Below are 21,848 nucleotides of genomic sequence, written 5' to 3'. Positions count from 1 at the left end.
TCTCTTCTAGCGTTTTTTCCGCAAAAGAAGCCGCAAGGCACCCTGATTTCCCTGATGGCTGTGCACCACACCCAGCACCATGGGCGCTATGTCGGCACGATGCAGCCAATGAGGCAATTCCCGGCGGATGCTCCCTCCCCGGATGCCACTGCCCAGCCCGGTAACGACCTCGACGCAGCGCCACCCCATGACACGACTGCGCTGCATGAAGCGGTGAAACTCCTCAAAAGCCTCCTGCACGACGTAGCCATGCAGGTCGAGCCGGGCATCCACACGCATCTGCCCACGGGACAGACGACGCCACTGCGTATCATCAAGGCCAGGAGCACGGACCCCCACATGCGGGGCAGGACGGGGTGCCCTGGCCGGCTGGGCCATCACCAGCCTGACCGTCATCATCCCTGTATTCCGCCCCCCTTCCGACTGGCGGGCTACCGTATTCTCCGTCTTACCAGTCTCCTCCCGAACAAACCCGCCCGCAGCCTCCCTTCGCCCCCGCAACGGGGCAACATCCCGGACGAAAGCTTTCCACAGCGCCGCTTCATCATCATCCAGAGTCCGTCTTGCCACCTTGTTATGCCCCGTCTTCCGTCACTGCGCCGGTATCACCCTGCATTATCATGGCACGCAGACGCTTGCGTGCAAACCGGACATAGGTCGTATCGGCCTCAATGCCGATGGAGCGGACCTTCAGCGACTCTGCGGCCACAAGGCTCGTCCCCGTTCCCATGAACGGGTCCAGCACCATCATCTCAGGATGCACCCCATGCAGGCGGATGCAACGCTCCGGCAGGGCAACGGGGAAGGTCCCCGGATGGCTGTAGCGGGCTGAACGACTCCGTACCGTTTCATAGGGGATGAACCATGTATCACCCCGACACCGCCGGTCCTCCCTGTGCTGGCGACGATGGATGTTGCTTTTGTCCGTGAAAGGAACACCCGCCCCGAGCCGGTCCAGCTCCACATCTCCCTGTTTGGTCAGGTGGAAAATATGCTCATGGTTCCGGTTGACGTAGCGAGGTGAATTGACCGGCTTGAAGTGCCCATGCGTCACCTCCCCTACCGATACGGACTTGATCCATGAAATATGGTTCTGAAGGGTAAACAGCTTCCTCAACCGGACCATCAGCTCGAATGGCAACCATGGCTGGGCAGATGACCCGGCTATATTGAGAAAAAAAGACCCATCATCCCGCATCACACGGGCTACCTTGGAGCAGATGATCTCCATCCAGTCGAGATAACTCTCCTCGGAGAGGCTGTCCCTGTAGCTGCGGTAAGCAAGCCCCAGATTATAGGGAGGGGATGTCACCACCACATCCACACTGCCTGCGGGCATACGCCGCATGACACTCAGACAATCTCCCCGGATGAGCGTATGCATCCCCAGCGTCTCACGACGCGCACGAATCATCTGGCTGTCTGCCCCGCCCCTGCTGCCATGACCTCCGTTGCCGTACCGACGACCGGCTGCTCACCAGCCTGCTTTGCCTCAGGCAGGGGGACGAGAACCATCATCTGACCGTGATTCTTCATATCCCCAGCAATCCTGGCGGCCTTCTCACCCCACCCGAGGAACAGGTCCCCACGCGCTGCACCCCGTATGTCGCTCCCGGTATCCTGCGCAAAGACCATCCGGGACCATGTCACGAAACGCCCCTGCGCATCCTTGCCACTAATATTCACCCAGACAGGCATCCCATACCCCACGAAGCGCCTGTCCACGGCAAGAGAACGCTGAGGAGTCAGCGGCAGGCCAAAGCCCCCTGTCGGTCCTTCATCAGCCGTGCGCTGCGTACGGCGGAAAAAGACATAACTGGGGTTTGCCTCCAGGACAGAAGCAACCTGATCCGGATTGTTGGCCAGCCAGTCCCGGATGCTCTGGGCATCCACATCTTCCGACTTCATCAGCCCACGTTTGACCAGCACGCGGCCAATCGGAACATAAGGCCGCCCATTGCGGCCATCATAACCAAGAAACACCTGCTGGCCGTCCGGCAGGCGCAAACGGCCAGAGCCCTGCGTCTGCAGGAACAGCAGATCGACAGGGCTTTTCAGCCAGGCCAGCTCCAGCCCTTTCCCCTCCAGAGAACCAGAATTGATGGTTGCCCGGTCATCATAGGGCCGGAACACGGAATTCACCCAATGGCCATATTCCAGCTCGCCATTTTCATCCCGCCCCCGCAGGAGGTCTTTCGGGCGGGCATAAACAGGAATCTGATACTCTCCACCCTGTGTAAGCGAGGCAGAAACCTCAGGGTCATAGTATCCCGTATAGAAAGCATCCTGCTGGACGAGGTAGGGCTGGAACCAGCTCTCGAAGAACTGTCTGGCCTCCGTCCTGTTACTCCGCACCGACGAGGCTGCCACGCAGACATTCTTCCAGTCTTTCATGTCACGGCCATAAGGCAGGGTAACGGCGCCTCCAAGAGAAGTCCCCGCAGGCAGATGGGCGATACGCAGGCACTCCAGCCGCACCATGTTGACCAGCGCCGTATGGTCCTCTCCCTCCCAGCCGGGGAGCTGGCTGAAGCTGACAGGAGCAACATCCATCCTGCCCTTGGGAGCGCCGGGCATACACCCGGCAAGAAGAAGCATCAGAGGGCCCAGCACCAGACCAGCAGAGGAGAAACGACGTTTCATCATGACAGAGTTACCCCACCCCGGCATGAACAAGCACCGGGTCTTCATCATACCCGGCCTCCCCGTGCGGGAGACCAACCTTACCCAGCGGGGTAGCCTCAGTCCGCTTCTGTGGCAACCACCTTCCACTGGCCATTTTCGCCCTGTTCAAAGGTCCAGCGATCACGAAACTCCGTCAGGGCTTCCGTTCCCTCGACGAGCATCCCCTTCTCATCCCGGCAGTAGCTGACCTGCCACGACACGATGCGGACACCGAGACGGCAGGCACCACCCTCCCCATCTCCCGGATGCACGGATGCATAATCCAGCCGCTCGATCCGTCGCAGTTCCAGATGAACCTGCTCATGACGCTTCTTCCGCTCCTCCAGAACGTGACTGAACGTTTCCAGCACGGCGGGGGACAGAACCTTCTCCAGCGCAGGAAGATCAGCGCAGGCAAAGGCCTTGATGGTACGGGCGAAAATATCCTCAGCCTTCTTCAGGAAATATTCTGCCGAGAACCCGCTGACATCCGTTCCGACTCGGGCCAGAGCCTGTCCGAGCTGCGTATCCGCCTCCGGGAGCCTGTATTCCGTCGCTTTCTGCTCTCCGCCGACACGGCCGGGCAACGGCGGCGGCTTGGGGGCATCGGCCACGCCCCCCTCCTGCCGCTGGCCAACAGCACGGGCTGCCGGCATCTGTTCCTGCCGGATGGCCTGCGCCCCCATGCGGCGCCCCAGAACAAAAAACACGGCACTGCCCACGGCCACGGCCAGCAGAGCCCAAAAAACGATATCCCAGGGGAAATCCGTCATCTCAAGTCCCAATCATCACACCCGGAGCCGGCCTGCACGGCCCTCTCCTCATCATGCCCTAAAGGTAGGCCGCCCCGTCGGCAATCTCAAGAGTGACCACCCTCTCGCACCGCAGCAGCAAAAGAAGAACCGCATCTGCTTGGCCCCTTCTTCAAGACATGCTACCGCCATAAAAGACGTGCGTACGCAGGAGGCGGGCCCATCCCCCCGTCGGAAAGCGGCTTCATCCCTGCGGGCGCCCCATCTAGAGTTACGTTCACGCAAGGATGATCCCGAATGTCCGACAAGACAAACCCTGAGGCCCCGCAGGACAACACCCCTCCCTCCCTGCCGCTGGCCATCAACCTGCAATATACCAAGGATCTCTCCTTCGAAGTTCCCCGTGGTGCGTCAACCTTCACCTCCCTTCAGGCTCCGCCGCAGGTTGGCGTGAACATCGACGTGCAGGCGAACCGCATCGAAAAAGAACAGTCCATCTATGAGGTCACGCTGATCATCCGCACCGAGGCCACCGAGGCCCCGGCAGAAGGAAGCCAGACCCCCGGGCCAGTGGTGTTCATCACGGAGCTCGCCTATGCCGCCATCGTCACGCTGGACAACCCGCCGCAGGAAATCATTGAGCCGATCCTGCTGGTGGAAGTACCCCGCCTGATCTTCCCCTTCGCCCGGGCCATCATCAGCGATGTCACACGGGATGGCGGCTTCCCGCCGGTGGCTCTCCAGCCCATCGACTTTGCCGCTCTGTGGCAGGCCAAGCAGGAGCAGAATTTCCCCGAGCCGGAAGGCGAAGCCTGAAGCCGGGAAACACGCTGTGGCCAGACCACAACAAGGAAAGGCGGACCCAATGAGGGTTCGCCTTTTTCTTATCCTCTTCCCAGCAGCCTCAGGGGAGGACCGACCTCAACCTGCCCCCACAGGCCGCTCTCCCCGACACGCCCGGCGATGGCCTGGGAGAGACAGATGGCCCTGCAATGGCCAAGCTGCCGGTACAGGTCCGGCGGGCACAGCTCCATGAACAGGGAAACCGTCTCACTGGAATAAAAAAGGACAGCACTCACCTCTTTGCTCGCCAAGGCGGTCCTTGCCGCCGCAGCAAGCTGTCTGACAGGCTGTACCCGATAGGCCTCAACACGCTGCGCCCCCAGATTGGCCGCCAGATCGGCCCCGTAGGGCTGTCCATGCCGCCCCCGCCCGCAGGCCAGCACAAGACCGGAGCCAGACAACCCCTTCTGGCGGCAGAGCGCTTCCAGACCGGCCTGTGTCCCTGATGCCGCCTCGACACGCCGGAACCCCATCGCCACAGCCCGCTCCGCCGTACGGTGCCCCACTGCCAGCAGCAGCCTGTCACGGTCCTGATGGACCAGAAAAGGCAGGGCCTGACCGCTCGTTACCAGCAGAGCATGACAGGGCCGGTCCGCCATTGGTGGTTCCTGCCGTATGGTCATGACAGGGCTGGCAACGGCCCGCCAACCCTGCGCCTGCACAGCACCGACTGTCTCGCTCAGCCCCGGCTCAGGCCGGGTTACCAGCACAGTCTGACGCATGGTCGTTATGGCTGGACGATCTTCGCAAAGATGGCAGGAGGTGTATCCCGCCGCAGCTCACAGGCCAGCTCATAGCCCAGACGAGCCGCATCTTCCGGCAGTCCTTCAGTTTCCCGGCGCAGCAGGAAGGTGCCATCTTCGCTGGCCACGAGGCCGGAAAGATGAAGCCGCCCTTCCTTCAGCTGGGCATAACCGCCAATCGGAGTCCGGCAGGAGCCATCAAGTTCCGCCAGCAGGGCACGTTCCGCCGTGGCCACGGCACGGGCCTCCGGGTCCTCAATGGCAGAAAGCAGCTCCCTCAGCTCATGGTCGCTCTCCCGTACCGTCACGCCCACGATGCCCTGCCCGGAGGCCGGAAGCATCACCTCGGGGGAGAGCGGCACGTCGATGCGGTCTTCCATGCCGAGGCGTTTCAGCCCGGCGTAGGCCAGCAGCGTCGCATCGCACTGTCCCGCCCCCAGCTTGTCCAGCCGGGTCTGCACATTGCCCCGCAGCAGGGTGAAGCGGAGGTCCGGCCGGACATGAAGCATCTGCGCCTGGCGGCGGACAGACGCACAGCCCACGAGTGCTCCTTCTGGCAGACAGTCGAACGGCCTTTCAGGATCAACCGTCACGCCCCGTTTGCGCAGCATCAGCACATCACGGGCATCCTCACGCTTCATCGTGCAGGCCAGCACCAGTCCCGGCGGCAGGTGGGTCTCAAGGTCCTTGAGGCTGTGGACGGCAAAATCGATCCCGCCCACGGCCAGAAGTTCATGAATCTCTTTGGAGAACAGCCCCTTCCCACCGATCTCGGCCAGACGGTCCTTGAGGTTCAGGTCCCCGGAGGTCTGCATCTGCTCTTCTTTGAAGGCCCCCATGTCCCGCAGAACGGGACAGAAACGGGTCAGCCGGGTCAGGAAGTGCCGCGTCTGCACCAGTGCCAGCGGGGACGCCCGTGTCCCGACCCGCAGGGGAAGTTTGCGCCGGTCCGGTGGAGCCTGCGCATGGGAGCGGCGAGCCGCTTCGGCAGCAATTTTCTGAAGTGCTGCGGAGGAAAAGTTTGAAGCATTCATGGTGTTCCCTCCATAACCGATTCTGGAAGGGGTGTCATGCTCCGAAGAATCCGCCATAATGAACCAATCATGTCTGACATTTCCCACCTGACGCCGCTTCTGGCCATCGAGACCTCATGCGATGACACCGCCTGCGCCATTCTGGACGCCCACGGAGCCCTGCTCGGGGAAAGCGTCCTCTCGCAGGAGGATCATGCTGCCCTGGGCGGTGTCGTGCCGGAGCTGGCCGCCCGTGCCCACCTGAAGGCCCTGCCGGAACTGGTGGAGCTGACCCTCCAGCGGGCCGGACTGGAGCTGGAGGACATCGCCCTTTTTGCCGCCACGACCGGCCCCGGCCTGATTGGCGGGCTGATTGTTGGCAGTTCCTACGCCAAGGGGCTGGCCATGGCCTGCGGGAAGCCTTTCATGGGCATCAACCATATCGAAGGCCACATCCTGACCCCCCGCCTGCCTGCGGCCCTGCGGCCGGATGAAACGGCCCCGGCTTTCCCCTATCTCGCCCTGCTCGTCTCTGGCGGGCACTGCCAGTGCATCACCGTGGAGGATACCGGCCAGTATCGCCGCCTCGGAGGCACGATTGACGATTCCGCCGGGGAAGCCTTCGACAAGGTGGCCAAGATGCTGGGACTGGGCTGGCCCGGCGGCCCGGCACTGGAGAAGCTCGCCAGAGAAGGCGACCCGCAGGCCTACAGCCTGCCTCGCCCGCTGAAAGGCCGCCCCGGCTGCGATTTTTCCTTCTCCGGCCTCAAGACGGCCGTCGCCCGCCACATCGAACCATACGGACGTGAGGCACTACCCCGGCAGGTGGCCGCCGACCTCGCCGCCTCCTTCCAGCAGGCCGTGACGGACGTGATGGCGGACCGCATCCTCAATGCTCTGGCTCTGGCACCGCAGGTCACCTCACTCGTGGTGGCCGGTGGTGTGGCGGCCAACAGCGTGCTGCGCCAGAGGCTGGAAAAAATTGCCAGCCAGCACGGGATCACCTTCCTTGCGCCCCCGCTACGTCTCTGCACCGACAATGCCGCCATGATCGGCTGGGCTGCGCTGGAACGGCTGAAACAGGGTGAAGTGCCGGACGACATCACCCTGGCCCCCCGCCCCCGCTGGCCGCTGAGTGAACGCCAGCCCTACCGGCCACAGGCCACACAGGAAACGTCCTCCACCGGACACAGCTCTCTGATGGAACCATCCGCATGACCGTCCAGCCACATATTGCCGTCATCGGTGCCGGAGCATGGGGCATCGCTCTGGCCTGCACCCTCTCCCACATCGCCCGGATCACCCTCTGGACACGCACTCCCGTTCCGGCAGGCATCCGTGCCCTGCCGCACCTGCCACAGGTCACCCTGCCAGAGGCCGTCACCGTCACCAGCGACCTGCCGACGGAAGCCGACATCGTGGTGCTTGTTGTCCCCACGCAGGGGCTGCGGGATGTCACCATGGCCCTCCAGAAGCATCTGAAGCCCGACGTGCCGGTCATCACATGCTGCAAGGGGATGGAGCGGGGCACCTTCCTGCTCCCTCTCCAGATCGTGGAGCAGACCATGCCCGGCCGACCGGCTGCCGTTCTCTCCGGCCCCAACTTCGCCATCGAGGTGGCCCGGGGCATGCCCGCCGCAGCCACGCTGGCCGCGCATGATCTCGCCTTCGTCACGGCGCTGACCGAACGCCTCACCACCCCCACCCTGCGCCTCTATGCCAGCACGGACCCGCTGGGCGTGCAGATCGCCGGGGCGGCCAAGAATGTCATCGCCATCGGGGCGGGCATCAGTGTCGGTGCCGGGATGGGTGAAAATGCCAGAGCCGCCATCATCACCCGTGCGCTGGCCGAAACGGCCCGCCTTGTCGATGCCATGGGGGGGCAGGGCCGTACCATGTACGGCCTGGCCGGAATGGGCGACCTGATCCTGACCGCCACGGGGGCTGGATCCCGCAATTACAGCCTGGGCGTGGCCATGGGGAAAGGCGAGAACATACAGGACATCCTCGCCCAGCGTGACACGGTGGCCGAGGGCGTTCTGACAGCCCCGACATTGCAGGAGCTTGGCCAGCGTTTCGGCATCGAAACCCCCATCATCAATGTCATCACCCGTCTCCTGTCCGGGGAGCTGACCCCCCATCAGGCCCGTGACGAGCTGCTGGACCGCCCCACCCGTTTTGAATAGGCCCCATCATGACCAGCTTTTATGATTTCCGGCTCCCCGCCCTTGAAGGCGGCGAGATTGACCTCTCCCAGTGGCGGGGCCGCCCCGTACTGGTCGTCAACACAGCCTCCGAATGTGGCTTCACCAAACAGTATGAGGGCCTCCAGACCCTGTGGCGTGACATGGGACATTCCACGCCGGATGGCCTCATCGTGCTTGGCGTGCCCAGCAATGATTTCGGCAGACAGGAGCCGGGGACATCGGAGCAGATCAGCCAGTTCTGCCAGCGTCGTTATGGCGTGAGCTTCCCTCTGGCAGCACGCTCCGTCGTCCGGGGAACGGAAGCCATTCCGCTGTTCCACTGGCTGGCGAAGGAAGGAGGCTTCCTCTCCCTGCCCCGCTGGAATTTCTACAAATATCTCATCGACCGTCAGGGAAAGCTGCACCGCTGGTTCACCCCGCTGACAGACCCCCAGGCCCCCCGCCTGCTGGAGGAGATCCGCCGGGTAAGCCGGAAACACGCCTGAACGATGCTGCGTCACCTTCTCACCGTTGGCAGCTGGACCATGCTGTCCCGCCTGCTGGGGCTGGTGCGGGACCAGCTTCTGGCCATGTTTCTGGGGGCCGGCCCCGTGCAGGATGCGTACCAGATCGCCTTCCGCCTGCCCAACATGTTCCGCCGCCTCTTCGGAGAAGGGGCCCTGAACGCCGCTTTCGTTCCGCTTTTCACATCCCGTTATGAGAAGGAAGGCCCACCGGCTGCCCTTCTGCTGGCCGGGCAGGCCTTCTCCCTCCTGCTGCTCTGGCTGAGCCTGCTGACCATTCTGGCAGAAATCTTCATGCCGTGGGTGATCGACCTCATTGCCCCCGGCTTCCGCTCCCACGGCACGGGCCGTTTCGCCATCGCCGTGCAGCTCACCCGCATCACCATGCCCTATACGGTGCTGATCTGCGGGGCAGCCCTGGTCGCCGGCATCCTCAATGCCCGCAACCATTTCGCAGCCGCCTCGGCGGCGTACATTTCCTTCAACATCGTCGGGATCGCCGCCATTCTTGTGGGGGCCTTCTGGGGGCACCAGCATGTCGCCCCGACCAGCGCATGGGGCATCACCCTCTCCGGTATCGCCCAGCTTGCCGGGCTGCTCTGGGCAGCCCGAAAGGCCGGACTGACGGTGCCACTGGTCCGCCCGGCGCTGTCGCCCGACATCCGGCTGCTACTCCGCCGGATGCTGCCGGGGCTGGTCGGCTCCGGCGTCACGCAGATCAACCTGACCATCGACACCATCATCGCCACCCTGCTGCCAACAGGCTCCATCTCGTGGCTCTATTTTGCAGACCGGGTCAACCAGCTTCCTCTTGGCGTGCTGGGGGCGGCCCTCGGCACGACGCTGCTGCCGCTCTTCACCCGTCACGTCGCTGCCAATGACCGCTCCGCCCTCCAGACCAGCCTGAACCAGGCCCTGAACTACGCCCTGCTGCTCAGCCTCCCCGCCATGATCGGCCTGTTCAGCCTGGCACCGGAGATCATGGCCACCCTGTTCGGCTATGGGCATTTCACACCCCATGACGTGCAGAATTCCGCCGCAGCCCTCCGCATGTATGCGCTCGGGCTGCCCGCCTTCATCATCATCAAGCTGCTGGCTCCGGCCTTTTTTGCCGAAGGCGACACCACGACACCGGTCCGCATCGGCTTCGTCACGATGGGGATCAATCTGGCCCTCAACCTGCTGCTGTACCGCACGCTGGCCCATCTGGCTCCACCACTGGCCAGCACGCTGGCCGCCATCGTCAACATGGGGGCACTGGCCCTGCTGCTCTGGAGACGGGACTCGTTCCGCCCCACCGTCACGAGCCTGTCACGGGCCATCCGCATCATGGTGGCCGCTCTCATCATGGGCGTCTGGGCCTGGGGCTGTGCCCGCTTTCTGGCCACCGGCCTGCCGGAATGGCACGCCCTGCCCCGACTCTGCGCCCTGATCATCCTGATCGGCAGCAGCGCCGCACTTTATGGCGGGCTGCTCGTGGCCCTGCGTGTGCTGGGACTGGAGGAGCTCCGTACCCGCCTACTCCGGCGTTTCAGGCGCTAGGCAGGCGGAAAAACAATTTCAGAGATGCGATTCCAGAAGCCGGACAAGGGCTTCCAGCTGTGCCTGATCTTCTGCCGAAAAGCGATTCTTCACGGGACTGTCGATGTCCAGCACGCCATGCACTTCCCCACCCTTCATGATGGGCAGGACGATCTCCGATTCCGAGGCTCCATCACAGGCGATGTGACCGGGGAAGGCATGAACATCCGCCACACGCTGCACGGCCCGTTCTGCCACGGCAGCCCCGCAGACACCCTTGCCCACGGCAATCCTCGTGCAGGCCACCCGGCCCTGGAACGGACCAAGGACCAGCTCACCACCTTTCATCAGGTAAAAACCGACCCAGTTGACCTGCGCCATCGCCTCGAACAGCAGGGCAGCAATATTGGCCAGATTGGCGATTTCGTCCCGTTCGGCTTCCAGCAGCCCCTGAGCCATCGGGAGAACATCTTCAAAAACAACATGATTTTCCGGTGCATTACTCATGAGGCCACCATGCCGCCCCGGGGCAGGTTGTGGCAAGGGAAACCACTCTACCCTGCCCTGCCATCATGACTCTGGCCTTCCCCTCACCATTTCATGATAATAAGAAGCATCGCATCTCAACTTAACCTTCTATTAATCTTCATGGGCTGCCCAGCCACGACAAAGCGGTGAGGTCTTTTTTCTGCATGGTCGACCAGAAACCATCCGTCCCTCCCATTCCCCCGCAGGTAACGGGGAAGGTCACGCCGACCATGGAGCAGTGGTTCACCCTGAAAAAGCAGGAACCTGATGCCCTGCTCTTCTTCCGCATGGGAGACTTCTACGAGCTTTTCTTTGGCGATGCCCATGCGGCCGCCCTTGCGCTGGACATCACCCTCACCCACCGGGGAACTCATGATGAGGAACCCATCCCCATGTGTGGCGTGCCCGTGGGCACGGCGCAGGTCTACCTCTCCCGGCTCATCCGCCGGGGCTTCCGGGTGGCCGTGGCCGAACAGACGGAAATCCCCCGCAAGGGCCAGAAAGGCCCGCTCCGCCGGGAGATCGTCCGTGTCATCACCCCCGGCACCCTGACGGAAGATGAGCTGCTGGAAGCCGGACGGGCCAACACGCTCCTGGCCATCGTCGCCCCGGACAGACGCCGCAGGCACTGCCTCGGGGCGGCCTGGATCGACATTTCCACCGGTACGCTGGAACTGCTCCGGCTGGAGGCAGACACCCTGGCCGAGCTGCTGGCCCGCCTCTCCCCCTCGGAAATTCTCTCCGACCCGGCCCTGATCCCGGCGGACCATGCCGGAATCATCACCCCCTCCACGGCCGCCCCCAGCCGGGAGGCCGCAGAACGCACCGTGACAGACGCCTATCAGGTCGCCCAGATGGATGCGCTGGGGGATTTCCGGGATGAACAGATCATCGCCTGTGCCATGCTGCTGGACTATGTCCGCCGCAGCCAGGCGGGCAGGCTCCCCCGGCTGGCCCCTCCCATCGACCACGGGCTGGACAGCATCATGGGGCTGGACCCGGCCACCCGCAGCAGTCTCGACATTCTCCAGTCCCGGGATGGCGGCAGCAGGCACACGCTCTTCACCAGTGTCAATCAGACAGCCACAGCGGCCGGTACCCGCCTTCTGTCCCACTGGGTCAGCACCCCCAGCACGGACCTCACCCTCATCACGCAACGGCAGGAGGGCTGGAACTGGCTTCACCAGCATCCCCAGCCCACGGGAACATTGCGGGACATCCTCCGGCAGGCTCCCGATTCCGCCCGTGCCCTGGGGCGCATCTCCAGCGGCCGTCCCCTGCCACGGGACCTTGCCGCCATCCGGGACACGCTCCGGGCAGCGGATCAGATCACCGGGATACTCGGCGGACTGACAGAAACCGGCATGCCCGAGCGCATCCGCCATGTCGGAGCCAGCCTGTACGGGCGGGCCGACGCCCTGCTGGAACGGCTTGAGGCCGCCCTAAATGCCGAACTGCCCGTCAAGATCGAGGATGGTGGGGTCATCGCTCCCGGCTTTGATGCCGAGCTGGACCGCCAGCGGGACCTGCGGGACAACAGCCGCCGCCTGATCGCCCAGCTGCAGGTCCGCCTGTCGGAAGACTATGAGATTTCCAGCCTGCGCATCCGCCATCACAACCAGCTCGGCTACGTCATCGAGGTTCCTGCGGCGGCAGGCCGGAAACTGCGCCAGCATGAGGGGCTGAGCCTGCGGCAGGGCACGGCGAGTCTCGCCCGCTTCTCCAATGAAGAACTCTCCTCGCTCAACCAGGCCATTCTGGAAGCGTCGGAAAAAGCCGACGAGCTGGAACGTCACCTTTTTGCCGACCTGGCCCAGCACTGCCTCAACACCCCTGCCCTTGATGATGTCGGCCGTGCCCTGGCCGAGCTGGATGCGCTGATCTCCTGCGCCCGCATCATGGACCGTGGCACATGGTGCCGCCCCACCATGACGGACGGGCAGGACTTCACGCTCCGTGCCTGCCGTCACCCCGTGGTGGAAGCTGCCCTGCACGACCAGGCCGCTCATGACACGGCCTTCATCGCCAATGACTGCACCCTGCCACCGGAAAAACACGCCATCCTGCTGACAGGCCCCAACATGGCCGGGAAATCGACCTTCCTGCGCCAGAACGCCCTGGCCGTCATTCTGGCACAGGCCGGGCTGCCCGTCCCGGCACAGGAGGCAACGATCGGCATCGTGGACCGGCTCTTCTCCCGTGTGGGGGCGGCCGACGATCTGGCCCGTGGGCGTTCCACCTTCATGGTGGAAATGACGGAGACCGCCGCCATCCTCAATCAGGCGGGGCCACGCTCCCTTGTCGTGGTGGATGAGATCGGGCGGGGCACCTCGACGCTGGATGGCCTCTCCATCGCCTGGGCCACGCTGGAGGCCCTGCACTCCCAGCTGCGCTGCCGCACCATCTTCGCCACGCACTTTCATGAGCTCGGTGCCCTGCTGGAAACCCTCCCCCGGCTGGCCGCCTGCACCATGGCCGTGCGGGAATGGAAGGGGCATGTCGTCTTCCAGCACGAGGTCCGACCCGGGCTGGCCCAGAAAAGCTGGGGCCTGCATGTGGCAAAGCTGGCGGGCATTCCAGCTTCCGTCCTCCAGCGGGCACGGGTCCTGCTGGCACGCCTCGAGGGCGAACGGGGACAGACCCGCCAGCCTGCCAGCCTGCCCCTGTTTGAACAGGCCGCCATGGAAACCCCTCCACCGGATGCCCCCCTGCCCACTGGCCATACCTCCACCGACGGACTGGCCACCCTCCATGCCCTGCGTGACGAACTGGCAGGGCTGGACCCGGACTCCCTCTCCCCCCGGGAGGCCCATTCAGCCCTCTATCAGCTGAAAAGCCTGATGGATGGCCTTGCCAAAAAGGATGTTGCGGATGCAGAATGACGCAACGGGTACCCTGCAAAACCTGCCAGAGCCTGCCGCCAACAAGAGAGCTGTCATGTCTGCTCCCCTCACCTCCACCCCTCCATCACACATGAGCCAGGCCTGGCAGCCCGTCGTGCCCCGCCAGGAAGCTCTGGAACAGCTGAGAACAGAACTCGGCCTGCAACGGGAGCGTATCCGCCAGCAGTTTGAAAAACGGGAAACGAGCGGTGTGGAAACAGCCCGCAACCTCGCCCTGCTGATGGACCATGTCATTGCAGAACTGGCCCGCCATGCCGGGCTGCCCTCTGCCCCACAGGAAGATGGAACAGGTGAGGCCTTCTGCCTCTGTGCCACGGGCGGACATGGTGCGGGACTGCTGGCTCCCTTCAGTGATGTGGACCTGCTCTTCCTGACCGAGGCCCCTCCCTCTGCGAACCTCATCAAAGCCATCGAGTACATCCTCTATACACTGTGGGACCTAGGGCTGCGGGTCGGCCATGCCACACGCACCATCGACAGTGCCATGGAGATGGCCAGAACAGACCAGACCTCCTGCACGACCCTGCTGGACATACGCCCTCTCCACGGACAGAAATCACTCGTCCTGGCTCTCCAGGAAAAGCTGGAAGCCTATCTGAAAGGCCCTGCACTGGAGCGCTTCGTCCTCCAGGCCATCACCCAGCGGGAGGAGCGGCACCAGAGGTTTGGTGATACACCCTATCTGGTCGAGCCACACATCAAGGAAGGCAAAGGCGGGCTGCGGGACCTTCAGGTCCTGAACTGGATTGGCTATGCCGTGCTGGGAAATGGTCTTTCAATAAAATCCAACCTCCAGCGTGCCCAGGGGCTGGCCCCGGCCTGTACCCTGCTCGGCCTGCTGACACAACGGGAAATATCCCGTACCCGCAGCCTCTGGAACTTCCTCTGGACGGTGCGGCTCAACCTTCATTACATCACCGGCCGGAATGAAGAACGTCTGACATTTGATGTCCAGCCCATTATCGGGGCCAGGATGCGCTATGGCAATCATGGTCATCAGCGAGGGGTGGAGCGCTTCATGCGCCACCATTTCCTCATGGCCCGGGCCGTGATGCGGCTGACCCATGTCTTCCAGCCTGCCATCCTTCTGCACCTGCGCAACCAGCTCCAGCAGCGCCCCCCGCGGGTGGAACCGGGGCCAGACGGGTTCCAGCGCATTGATGGCTGCCTCAGTTTCCCCAACCCGCTGGCCCTTGTCCGGGAACCTGTGACCGTCCTGCGTTTTCTGGACTGTGCACGCCTCCATCAACTGGCTCTGCACCCTGCTGCCATACAGCATATCATCCGTTTTGAACGGCACAGCGCCTTCCTCCGCCATGATGATGAGGCCTCCACCCTCTTCATCAGGCTGCTCTGCGAACCGGCTGCTGAGCTTCCGGCACCAGGCACAGCTACTGTACCGGAGCAATATCCCGAGCAATGGCAGGACCGCCTCTTCTGGCTGCCACTGCTCAACGAGACGGGCATCCTCTCCCATCTCCTGCCTGGCTGGTCCCGCATCCTCGGTCGGACGCAGTTTGATGGCTATCACATCCATACCGTGGATGCCCATACGATCGAAGCCATCCGTATCCTGCGGATGATTGAGCAGAACCGCATGGCAGACGAGCTGCCGCTGGCCTACAGGCTGGCCCGTACCATGACACAACGGCCCCTGCTCTATCTTGCCACGCTGATGCATGACATCGGCAAGGGCCGGGGCGGCAACCACTCCGAGATCGGGGCCGAAATCGCCACACATATCTGCCAGCAGCTTGGTCTCTCCGCCAGCGACACGGATACGGTCTCATGGCTGGTGCTCCACCACCTGCTGCTATCCCGCACGGCTTTCAGCCGGGACATTGATGACCCCCAGACCATTCTGGACCTCGCTGACACCATCCAGTCCCCCAAGCGGCTGCGGATGCTGCTCCTGCTCAGCATTGCCGACATCCGGGCCGTTGGCCCACGGGCATGGAACGCATGGAAGGCCACCCTGCTGGGCCGCCTCTATGCCCGCATAGCCGATGTGCTAGAAGGCGGCCTGCAGGCCCGGGAAGATGATGAACGGGTGGAACACAACAAGGCCTTCGTCCGGCAGGAGCTGATGGACAAAGACATGGCCCCCGCAGACATCGCCTCCTTCATGAAGCTTGGCAGCCCCGGCTACTGGCTGAGCTTCGACCCGCAGAGCCATGTCCGCCATGCCGGATTGATCAGCCAACACCGTGAAGACGGGCGTGACAACGCCATCATCATGGATATCGTCCCCCTCCCGAGCCGGGGAATCACGGAGCTGACCGTCTTCTGCAAGGACAAGCCGGGCCTCTTCTCCCGCATCACGGGGGCACTGGCCCTCTGCGGGGCCACCATCGCCGATGCCCGCATCCATACGCTCCACAATGGCATGGTGCTGGACACATTCTGGTTCCAGACCCCCCACGGCGAGGCTTTTCTGGAGCCGGAACATGTAGAACGCCTGCGTGAGACAATCACGCAGGTCATGGAAGGGGATGTCAATCTGGACGAGACGCTCAGTGCCGCCAGCTTCCCCCTCGTCCGGCGGCTGGAAGCCCTTCCCATTCCCTCCCGTGTTCTCATCGACAATGATGCGTCAGAAAATCACAGCATCGTCGAGGTCAACGGGCGGGACAGACCGGCCCTGCTGTACAACATCACCGCCACGCTCAGCCGCCTGAAGCTGCACATTTCTTCCGCCCACATCATGACCTACGGGCTGCGGGCTGTGGACGTATTCTATGTGACGGATGCGGAAGGTCACAAGCTGGCAACGCCAGAGCAGGAAGGGGCCCTTCAGACGGCCCTGCTGGAAACGCTCCGCCACACGGAGGCGGACATCTCCTGACGGGAACAGGGCCGTGCCTGCATGGCATGGCCCCGTCCGGTTCGACTCACATGTCGGTCGAGAAAGACGCCTTGAAGGTCCGTGGCAGCCCCTGGGTCAGATAACCGTTCACGCTGCTGAACGCCGTGTAGGATGAAGCCCAGTAATGGCTGTTGGTGAGATTTTCCACACCAAAACGGAAGGTCATCGGGCGTTTCGGTGTCATCATGAAGGTGTAGCGGGCACCGAGATCGTAGGTCGTCCAGTTCGGAATCCGCAGGGAATTCTGGACATTGACCCACTGATGGCCCGTATGGGTGACACGCCCCGTCAGGGTCAGTCCCTTCACGAAAGGAATGTCATACTCCAGATTCCCGTTGATCGTATAACCGGGAATGCCGACAGCCCTGTTGCCGACATAGTCCCCCTTGACCTGCTTGGCCTGGATGAGGGCACTGCCCCCGTTGAAGCGCAGCCCGTGAATGATCTCACCATTGACGTTCAGCTCGATGCCCTGGTTGCGCTGCCTGCCACTGGCCTTGAATATCTGTTCCGTCCCATAATCCTCGACCAGCCCTGTCGGCCGGTCCAACCGGTAAAAGGCCAGGGACGCACTGAAACGGCCAATGTCATATTTCCCGCCAACTTCATACTGGACGGTCCGTGTGGGTGACAGGAACTGCTGCGCATTGACCAGATTGGGATACAGGGAACTCCGTGCCGGGGCCTGAAGCCCCTGGTTCAGCCCCTCCACCCGGTTGAAATAGAGAGAAGCATGGCGGGCCACATGCACCACCAGCCCAACCACAGGCGTGATGGCATCCCGGGAATAATGGGTCGGCGTGTACTGGTAGCTGTTCTGGAGAATGTGCTGATACCGGAAGCCTCCCGTCAGGGCGATGCGGTCATGCCAGAAAGACATCGTATCCGAGAAGAACAGGCTGTAAAGCTGCGTCTTCGTGGCTGGCGTTGCCGAAACGTGATGGACCGACGCCGGCTTGGCCTGGACCCCGGGAGCATACAGGCTCGTATCGCCGACCATTCCGCCCGCATAGCCCGTGGAGGCCTCCGACCACAGGGCCGACCCACCGGCATTGACCTCATGCTTCAGGAAACCTGTCCTGAAATGCGCCCGCACGCCACCCCGGGTGCTTTCATTGGTCTGCTGGTAGGGGACGTAGGACCCGTATCCGAAGCCGGTGCCCTTCAGCCCGTCCGAGACATAGACCGTGTCGTAATTGCCTTCCTCATGGCCTGTCATGCCCCCGAACGTGCCATAGAGCATGACATGGCTGTTCAGGTCATGCTCGACATTGAGCAGCCCGAACACATAGTGCATGTCCTCATAGCTCCAGCCCTGGCTCCAGTTGCGCCCCGGTCTCGTGGGTCTGGGAACGGCCGTCAGACCGGAATTCAGCACCACGGACCCCCGCCCCTGCTGGACGTTCTGGTTCTGGTAGTTGATGTCGAGGCTGATCCGGGTGTCGTCATTGTGCCAGTCCGTATCCAGGCCCAGCGCAACGGAATGACGCCGCTCACCAGAAATGGAGGTCTGGCCGTCCATGCCCGCCGCATTGAAACGGATGCCGAACTGGTCATTCCTGCCAAAGCGACGCCCCACATCCAGACTGCCGCCTCCCTGACCCCTGCTGGTATAGTCGCCCGTCAGACGGGCGAGCGGTTCGCTCCCCGCATGTTTGAACTGGAGGTTGATGTTGCCACCGACCGACGTTCCCCCCGGAGCGGCCCCGTTGATGAAGGCACTTGCCCCATTCAGCACCTGCACCGAATCATAGAGCTGGGGAGAGATCAGCTGGCGGGGGCTGATTCCATACAGGCCGTTGATGGCCACATCATCCCCATAAACCGGCATCCCCCGGATGATGAACGTCTCCGAGAAATTGCCAAAACCATATGTCGTCCGCACGGACGGGTCGTTCTGAAGCACCTGCCCCAGTGTCTGGGACTGCTGGTTCAGGATCATGCTGGACGTATAGCTGCGCAGGTTGAAGGGCAGGTCCAGCCCCTTCTTGTTGCCCAGCACGCCGGCCTGCCCGCCCAGCTTCACCTCCATCTGCTCCCGCCGCCGTGCCTTGACGAGGATGGTTTCCACCGGGGGTGCGTCCGCCTGCTGACGGTCCTTTCCGACGCTCTTCTTCCTGATGTCAGCCTTGCCGTCCGGCTGGCCGGGCCGGGCCATCTGGCCCTTTGCTGTCTGTTCTCTGCCCTCATCTCCGGCAGCCCAGACGGGATGCCCCGTCAGCATGCTGCCTGCCAGAAGGCACCAGAGAGTGACGGTTCTGCGGGAAAAACGGAAAGGAATAACCATGCGTGCCCATCCTGAACTGTGAAACTGAATGAGTGCCGCTTTATATGTTAACGATAATTATTCTCAACTTTTTTTCATAAAAAAACCTTTTTCCTCTTACCGTTTTTTACACCCCTGTCATTTTTGCGTCCTGCCCCATTTACAGAACTGCCAAAACCTCGTAATAAATGAGAATCATTCTCATTTATGCCGTGTTGCGTCCATCATGTCTCCAAGGCTCCGCACCGCACTACGCCTTTTCCATCGCTGGATCGGCTTCCCGGCTGGCCTTTTCCTGTTCGTTCTCTGCTTCACCGGCTCGCTGGCCTGTTTTTCTCCGGAAATACAGGGCTGGATGCAGCCCCGCACCGCCCTCCACAGTCCCCTGCCCGCCATGACACGCACCGGCCTGCTGAAGGCCGGACAGAATCTGAAGACACAGCTCGACACGGGCATCTTCGCTTTCCTGAAACTTCCCTCTCCACGGGACCCCGTTTTCCGCCTCTGGCACTATGATGGGCGCATCTTCCTCGGCCCGGCCCTTGCGCCTGACACGGGCCTGCCGCTGACAGACCATGACGTCACCGGCGGCACGTTTTTCGTGACCCTCCATGCCAGCCTTCACCTGCCCAACCCATGGGGGCAGATACTGACAACCACCGTAGGCATCGGTCTGCTCGTGACACTGTTGACCGGCCTGTGGCTCCAGCTGCGCCGCTTCCTGCCGGACCTGCTGCTTTTCCGCCCCCGGGCTGCCTCCCAACGCCGCTGGCTGGACCTGCACCTGCTGTGCGGCACGCTGAGCCTGCCCGTCCTGTTCATCATCGGCCTGTCCGGCGTGATCCTTCAGTCCCAGAAGCTCATCCACATGATGAACCCGCCCCATCACCCCGCAGGCCATGCCAGTCGCCATCAGGCCCACACAGCCATACCACCGTCCCTGTCTCCCGCCATCATCAGCAGCCTGACCGAAAACGGCCTGCGGCAGTGGGGCACGGTAGCAGATGGATTCTTCATGCAGACCGGCAGGGAAATCGGCCTTTATGGCCCTGACACCCTGCATTTCTGCCTCCAGAGGCAGGCCCTGACACCTTCCCACCCCACCCTGCCGCCCCGGTCCGTCTGCCCGACCGTACACAGCTTCTTCGTGGGACTGCACAACCTGCGCTGGGCCGGACTGGCAACACGCTGGTTCTACTGCTTCAGCGGTCTGATGGGCTGCATCATCATCGGGTCCGGCCTGGTCCTCTTCCTGCAGTCGGAAAGGAACAGCATCACCCATCACCCTGTTTCCTCCACAATCCGGCAGCGCCTCCAGCGCAGTCATGAGGCCGTCACCATCGCCACCACACTGGGGCTGCCCCTGGCCACGCTGGCCCTGTTCTGGAGCACACGCCTCCCCACGCCGTTTTCCCTGTCGCCCATTCTCTGGGAAAAAAGTGTTTTCTTCGGTCTCTGGAGCCTCTCACTGCTCCATGCCTTCATCATCAGACCGGCAACCTGCCAGCAGCTCGCCCTTGTGGCTGTTATGGGCACTGGCACTACAGGACTCGACCTGCTGACTCGCCCTTTTCATACGGGGCGACCTCTCCTCTTCGGCGCCGTGGACCTTCTGGCAGCCTGCCTTGGACTGGCTGCCCTGTCCGTTCTTCTGCATCTTTTCCGAAAGCAGGCGGCATGATCATCCTGTTCCTCATGGGCCTCTGGGCTGCTGTCTGGCTGCTCCATCTCAACAGACTGCCCACCTACAGGCGACAGAATCCCTGCCATCTTCCCCCTGCCGGAACGCTACAGACGCTTCTCCGCCTGGCCCTGCCTGCCGCCGGCCTGACCGGAGCCTGCCTTCTGGAAGGACTGGACGGACTGTTCCTCTGGGCCTTCACAGCTCCAGCCACGGGCTTTCTGCTCGGCCTGACCCTCCCCCATCTGCCACACTCACCAGCTCCCAAAGGCCGGAACTTGCAAAACCATCGGGGAACACCCAGATACCTGCCATGAAAATACGTCTGTCCTCACTGCTGACCTCAGCCCTTATCATGTCGGCCGCCGTTCTGGGGCTCAGCCCCGCTGCCAGAGCAGACCGCCCCTGGCAGGACGCCCATGTGCAGGCCCGGATTGTTGGCGAACATGAGCTGAGCCTGCCGCTGGCCCCCTCGCTGAATTCCCTTCCCGATGGGTCCCCCTTCGCCTTGGGTATGACGGGCAAGATCTATCGTCTGGACCCCGTGGACAGCCGCCTCACTCTCCTGATGGACGAGTTGCCCGCCATCACGGCCTTGACGGCGACATCCCAGGGCCTCTGGGCCGTAACACAGGCGCCCACGCCCGCACTGCTCAATATCGCACCGGATACAGGGGTCATCCTCAACCATATCGGCTTCAGCAACGCCCTGGCCGTCGGCAGCCACATTTCGGCCCTTCAGGTCACGGACAGCAAGGCTTTTCTGGTCGATGACGGCGTTCCGGCTTTCGTCATCATCGACCTCAGGAGCGGTCATGCAGAGCGTCTGCTGGAAGGCGCCCCCTCCCTCAGCAGCCATGCCCCTCTCATCCGGCATGGCCAGCCCGTCACGACGGCACAGGGGCAGCCCAAAACGGGGGGCAACGTACGCTTCCTTCTACTGGACCACGGCAAAAACTGGCTGTTTTATCAGACCCCGACAGGACCACTTTACCGAATCGGAACTGACATTCTGACCGATTCCAGCCTTGGCCCGGCGGAACGGATAGAAGCCATGACAAACTGGCGCCGTACCCCCAGCCTTGGCGGCATGACCATCAGCCGGGATGACACGATCTACATGATCGACATCGAACATGGAGACCTGCTCGCCTTTGGTGCCGACCGCCTGCCCTGGCGCCTGCTTCATGATGAGAAACTCTATGATGCCCAGGCCGTCACACTGCTCAAAGGCCGCTCAGGCGTGCCGGGACGGCTGGCTGTCCTGACCGGTTCCGCCATGCCGGAAAACGGCACGAATCCGGCCCCAATAACCAATCACCAGCATCTTCTGGAAATTACCCTGCCCTGATGGCGTT

General features: G+C 62.8%; 18 protein-coding genes. 10 read left to right on the top strand and 8 right to left on the bottom strand.

Annotation, left to right across the window (positions count from 1 at the left end; translation table 11 throughout):
- Positions 1 to 6: 6 nt before the first annotated feature.
- From DTI93_RS01750 to DTI93_RS01735, 4 genes are all read right to left on the bottom strand, one after another.
- Positions 7 to 570, bottom strand: a complete 564-nt coding sequence (locus DTI93_RS01750) for a Smr/MutS family protein (RefSeq protein ID WP_249079456.1) — start codon at positions 568 to 570, stop codon at positions 7 to 9.
- Between the two features lie 4 nt (positions 571 to 574).
- Entirely contained in the window at positions 575 to 1,414 is an 840-nt protein-coding gene (locus tag DTI93_RS01745) for a site-specific DNA-methyltransferase (protein WP_086431081.1), read from the bottom strand.
- Positions 1,411 to 2,646, bottom strand: a complete 1,236-nt coding sequence (locus DTI93_RS01740) for a murein transglycosylase A (protein WP_227449642.1) — start codon at positions 2,644 to 2,646, stop codon at positions 1,411 to 1,413. Before DTI93_RS01740 ends, DTI93_RS01745 begins: the two co-directional genes overlap by 4 nt.
- Positions 2,647 to 2,741: 95 nt before the next feature.
- Complete coding sequence (locus DTI93_RS01735) at positions 2,742 to 3,437, bottom strand: Tim44/TimA family putative adaptor protein (protein ID WP_081563043.1); 696 nt, start codon at positions 3,435 to 3,437, stop codon at positions 2,742 to 2,744.
- Between the two features lie 276 nt (positions 3,438 to 3,713).
- Here DTI93_RS01735 and secB point away from each other — a divergent pair, with 276 nt between their 5' ends.
- Positions 3,714 to 4,232 carry a protein-export chaperone SecB gene (gene secB, locus DTI93_RS01730; RefSeq protein ID WP_043560554.1) on the top strand — a complete coding sequence of 173 codons (519 nt, stop codon included), beginning with the start codon at positions 3,714 to 3,716 and terminating at the stop codon, positions 4,230 to 4,232.
- A 68-nt stretch (positions 4,233 to 4,300) separates the two neighbouring features.
- On the opposite strand, the gene DTI93_RS01725 is transcribed toward secB, so the two are convergent.
- Both DTI93_RS01725 and hemC read right to left on the bottom strand, forming a co-directional pair.
- Positions 4,301 to 4,981 carry a uroporphyrinogen-III synthase gene (locus DTI93_RS01725; RefSeq protein WP_249079454.1) on the bottom strand — a complete coding sequence of 227 codons (681 nt, stop codon included), beginning with the start codon at positions 4,979 to 4,981 and terminating at the stop codon, positions 4,301 to 4,303.
- A 5-nt stretch (positions 4,982 to 4,986) separates the two neighbouring features.
- Complete coding sequence (gene hemC / locus DTI93_RS01720) at positions 4,987 to 6,036, bottom strand: hydroxymethylbilane synthase (protein ID WP_043560559.1); 1,050 nt, start codon at positions 6,034 to 6,036, stop codon at positions 4,987 to 4,989.
- 69 nt (positions 6,037 to 6,105) lie between these two features.
- Between hemC and tsaD the strand changes: the two genes are divergently transcribed.
- The 4 genes from tsaD to murJ are packed head-to-tail and all read left to right on the top strand — an operon-like array spanning position 6,106 to position 10,267.
- Complete coding sequence (tsaD, locus tag DTI93_RS01715) at positions 6,106 to 7,233, top strand: tRNA (adenosine(37)-N6)-threonylcarbamoyltransferase complex transferase subunit TsaD (RefSeq protein WP_154981572.1); 1,128 nt, start codon at positions 6,106 to 6,108, stop codon at positions 7,231 to 7,233.
- Positions 7,230 to 8,201: an NAD(P)H-dependent glycerol-3-phosphate dehydrogenase gene (locus tag DTI93_RS01710; protein ID WP_043560562.1), complete on the top strand. Its 972-nt coding sequence runs from the start codon at positions 7,230 to 7,232 to the stop codon at positions 8,199 to 8,201. The genes tsaD and DTI93_RS01710 overlap by 4 nt, the downstream gene beginning before the upstream one ends.
- Before the next feature lie 8 nt (positions 8,202 to 8,209).
- Positions 8,210 to 8,707, top strand: coding sequence for a glutathione peroxidase (locus DTI93_RS01705; protein WP_103765443.1), 498 nt, complete (start codon positions 8,210 to 8,212; stop codon positions 8,705 to 8,707).
- Between the two features lie 3 nt (positions 8,708 to 8,710).
- Positions 8,711 to 10,267 (top strand): murein biosynthesis integral membrane protein MurJ, encoded by a 1,557-nt coding sequence (murJ, locus tag DTI93_RS01700; RefSeq protein ID WP_248630422.1) that lies wholly within the window; start codon positions 8,711 to 8,713, stop codon positions 10,265 to 10,267.
- A gap of 18 nt (positions 10,268 to 10,285) precedes the next feature.
- Here the strand turns inward: murJ and DTI93_RS01695 are convergent, their stop codons facing one another.
- A complete protein-coding gene (locus tag DTI93_RS01695; RefSeq protein WP_283162700.1) occupies positions 10,286 to 10,753 on the bottom strand; it encodes a GAF domain-containing protein in 468 nt (155 codons plus the stop codon).
- Between the two features lie 185 nt (positions 10,754 to 10,938).
- Between DTI93_RS01695 and mutS the strand changes: the two genes are divergently transcribed.
- Both mutS and DTI93_RS01685 read left to right on the top strand, forming a co-directional pair.
- Entirely contained in the window at positions 10,939 to 13,656 is a 2,718-nt protein-coding gene (gene mutS, locus DTI93_RS01690) for a DNA mismatch repair protein MutS (protein ID WP_249079451.1), read from the top strand.
- Entirely contained in the window at positions 13,646 to 16,522 is a 2,877-nt protein-coding gene (locus DTI93_RS01685; protein WP_249079449.1) for a [protein-PII] uridylyltransferase, read from the top strand. Before mutS ends, DTI93_RS01685 begins: the two co-directional genes overlap by 11 nt.
- Positions 16,523 to 16,568: 46 nt before the next feature.
- Here the strand turns inward: DTI93_RS01685 and DTI93_RS01680 are convergent, their stop codons facing one another.
- Complete coding sequence (locus DTI93_RS01680; RefSeq protein ID WP_249079446.1) at positions 16,569 to 18,830, bottom strand: TonB-dependent siderophore receptor; 2,262 nt, start codon at positions 18,828 to 18,830, stop codon at positions 16,569 to 16,571.
- 205 nt (positions 18,831 to 19,035) lie between these two features.
- Here DTI93_RS01680 and DTI93_RS01675 point away from each other — a divergent pair, with 205 nt between their 5' ends.
- Genes DTI93_RS01675 through DTI93_RS01665 form a run of 3 tightly spaced genes read left to right on the top strand, consistent with a single transcriptional unit; the run spans position 19,036 to position 21,841 of the window.
- Positions 19,036 to 20,490, top strand: coding sequence for a PepSY domain-containing protein (locus DTI93_RS01675; protein ID WP_181005194.1), 1,455 nt, complete (start codon positions 19,036 to 19,038; stop codon positions 20,488 to 20,490).
- Positions 20,487 to 20,807 (top strand): hypothetical protein, encoded by a 321-nt coding sequence (locus DTI93_RS01670; protein WP_043560575.1) that lies wholly within the window; start codon positions 20,487 to 20,489, stop codon positions 20,805 to 20,807. Before DTI93_RS01675 ends, DTI93_RS01670 begins: the two co-directional genes overlap by 4 nt.
- Positions 20,804 to 21,841 (top strand): hypothetical protein, encoded by a 1,038-nt coding sequence (locus DTI93_RS01665; RefSeq protein ID WP_192848060.1) that lies wholly within the window; start codon positions 20,804 to 20,806, stop codon positions 21,839 to 21,841. Before DTI93_RS01670 ends, DTI93_RS01665 begins: the two co-directional genes overlap by 4 nt.
- Positions 21,842 to 21,848: the final 7 nt, after the last annotated feature.

Source organism: Parasaccharibacter sp. TMW 2.1884 (assembly GCF_023337695.1).
GTDB classification, from domain to species: domain Bacteria; phylum Pseudomonadota; class Alphaproteobacteria; order Acetobacterales; family Acetobacteraceae; genus Bombella; species Bombella apis.
The sequence above is the reverse complement of the archived record's forward strand: the minus strand, read 5'-3'. Positions and strand labels throughout refer to the sequence as shown.

Bases quoted from the DNA above. Each gene is read 5' to 3' on its own strand.
- DTI93_RS01670 (WP_043560575.1), top strand. From the start codon at position 20,487: ATGATCATCCTGTTCCTCATGGGCCTCTGGGCTGCTGTCTGGCTGCTC.
- DTI93_RS01685 (WP_249079449.1), top strand. From the start codon at position 13,646: ATGCAGAATGACGCAACGGGTACCCTGCAAAACCTGCCAGAGCCTGCC.
- DTI93_RS01710 (WP_043560562.1), top strand. From the start codon at position 7,230: ATGACCGTCCAGCCACATATTGCCGTCATCGGTGCCGGAGCATGGGGC.
- tsaD (WP_154981572.1), top strand. From the start codon at position 6,106: ATGTCTGACATTTCCCACCTGACGCCGCTTCTGGCCATCGAGACCTCA.
- murJ (WP_248630422.1), top strand. From the start codon at position 8,711: ATGCTGCGTCACCTTCTCACCGTTGGCAGCTGGACCATGCTGTCCCGC.
- DTI93_RS01735 (WP_081563043.1), bottom strand. From the start codon at position 3,437: ATGACGGATTTCCCCTGGGATATCGTTTTTTGGGCTCTGCTGGCCGTG.
- mutS (WP_249079451.1), top strand. From the start codon at position 10,939: ATGGTCGACCAGAAACCATCCGTCCCTCCCATTCCCCCGCAGGTAACG.
- DTI93_RS01680 (WP_249079446.1), bottom strand. From the start codon at position 18,830: ATGGTTATTCCTTTCCGTTTTTCCCGCAGAACCGTCACTCTCTGGTGC.
- DTI93_RS01740 (WP_227449642.1), bottom strand. From the start codon at position 2,646: ATGATGAAACGTCGTTTCTCCTCTGCTGGTCTGGTGCTGGGCCCTCTG.
- DTI93_RS01725 (WP_249079454.1), bottom strand. From the start codon at position 4,981: ATGCGTCAGACTGTGCTGGTAACCCGGCCTGAGCCGGGGCTGAGCGAG.
- hemC (WP_043560559.1), bottom strand. From the start codon at position 6,036: ATGAATGCTTCAAACTTTTCCTCCGCAGCACTTCAGAAAATTGCTGCC.
- secB (WP_043560554.1), top strand. From the start codon at position 3,714: ATGTCCGACAAGACAAACCCTGAGGCCCCGCAGGACAACACCCCTCCC.
- DTI93_RS01745 (WP_086431081.1), bottom strand. From the start codon at position 1,414: ATGATTCGTGCGCGTCGTGAGACGCTGGGGATGCATACGCTCATCCGG.
- DTI93_RS01665 (WP_192848060.1), top strand. From the start codon at position 20,804: ATGAAAATACGTCTGTCCTCACTGCTGACCTCAGCCCTTATCATGTCG.
- DTI93_RS01705 (WP_103765443.1), top strand. From the start codon at position 8,210: ATGACCAGCTTTTATGATTTCCGGCTCCCCGCCCTTGAAGGCGGCGAG.
- DTI93_RS01695 (WP_283162700.1), bottom strand. From the start codon at position 10,753: ATGAGTAATGCACCGGAAAATCATGTTGTTTTTGAAGATGTTCTCCCG.
- DTI93_RS01675 (WP_181005194.1), top strand. From the start codon at position 19,036: ATGTCTCCAAGGCTCCGCACCGCACTACGCCTTTTCCATCGCTGGATC.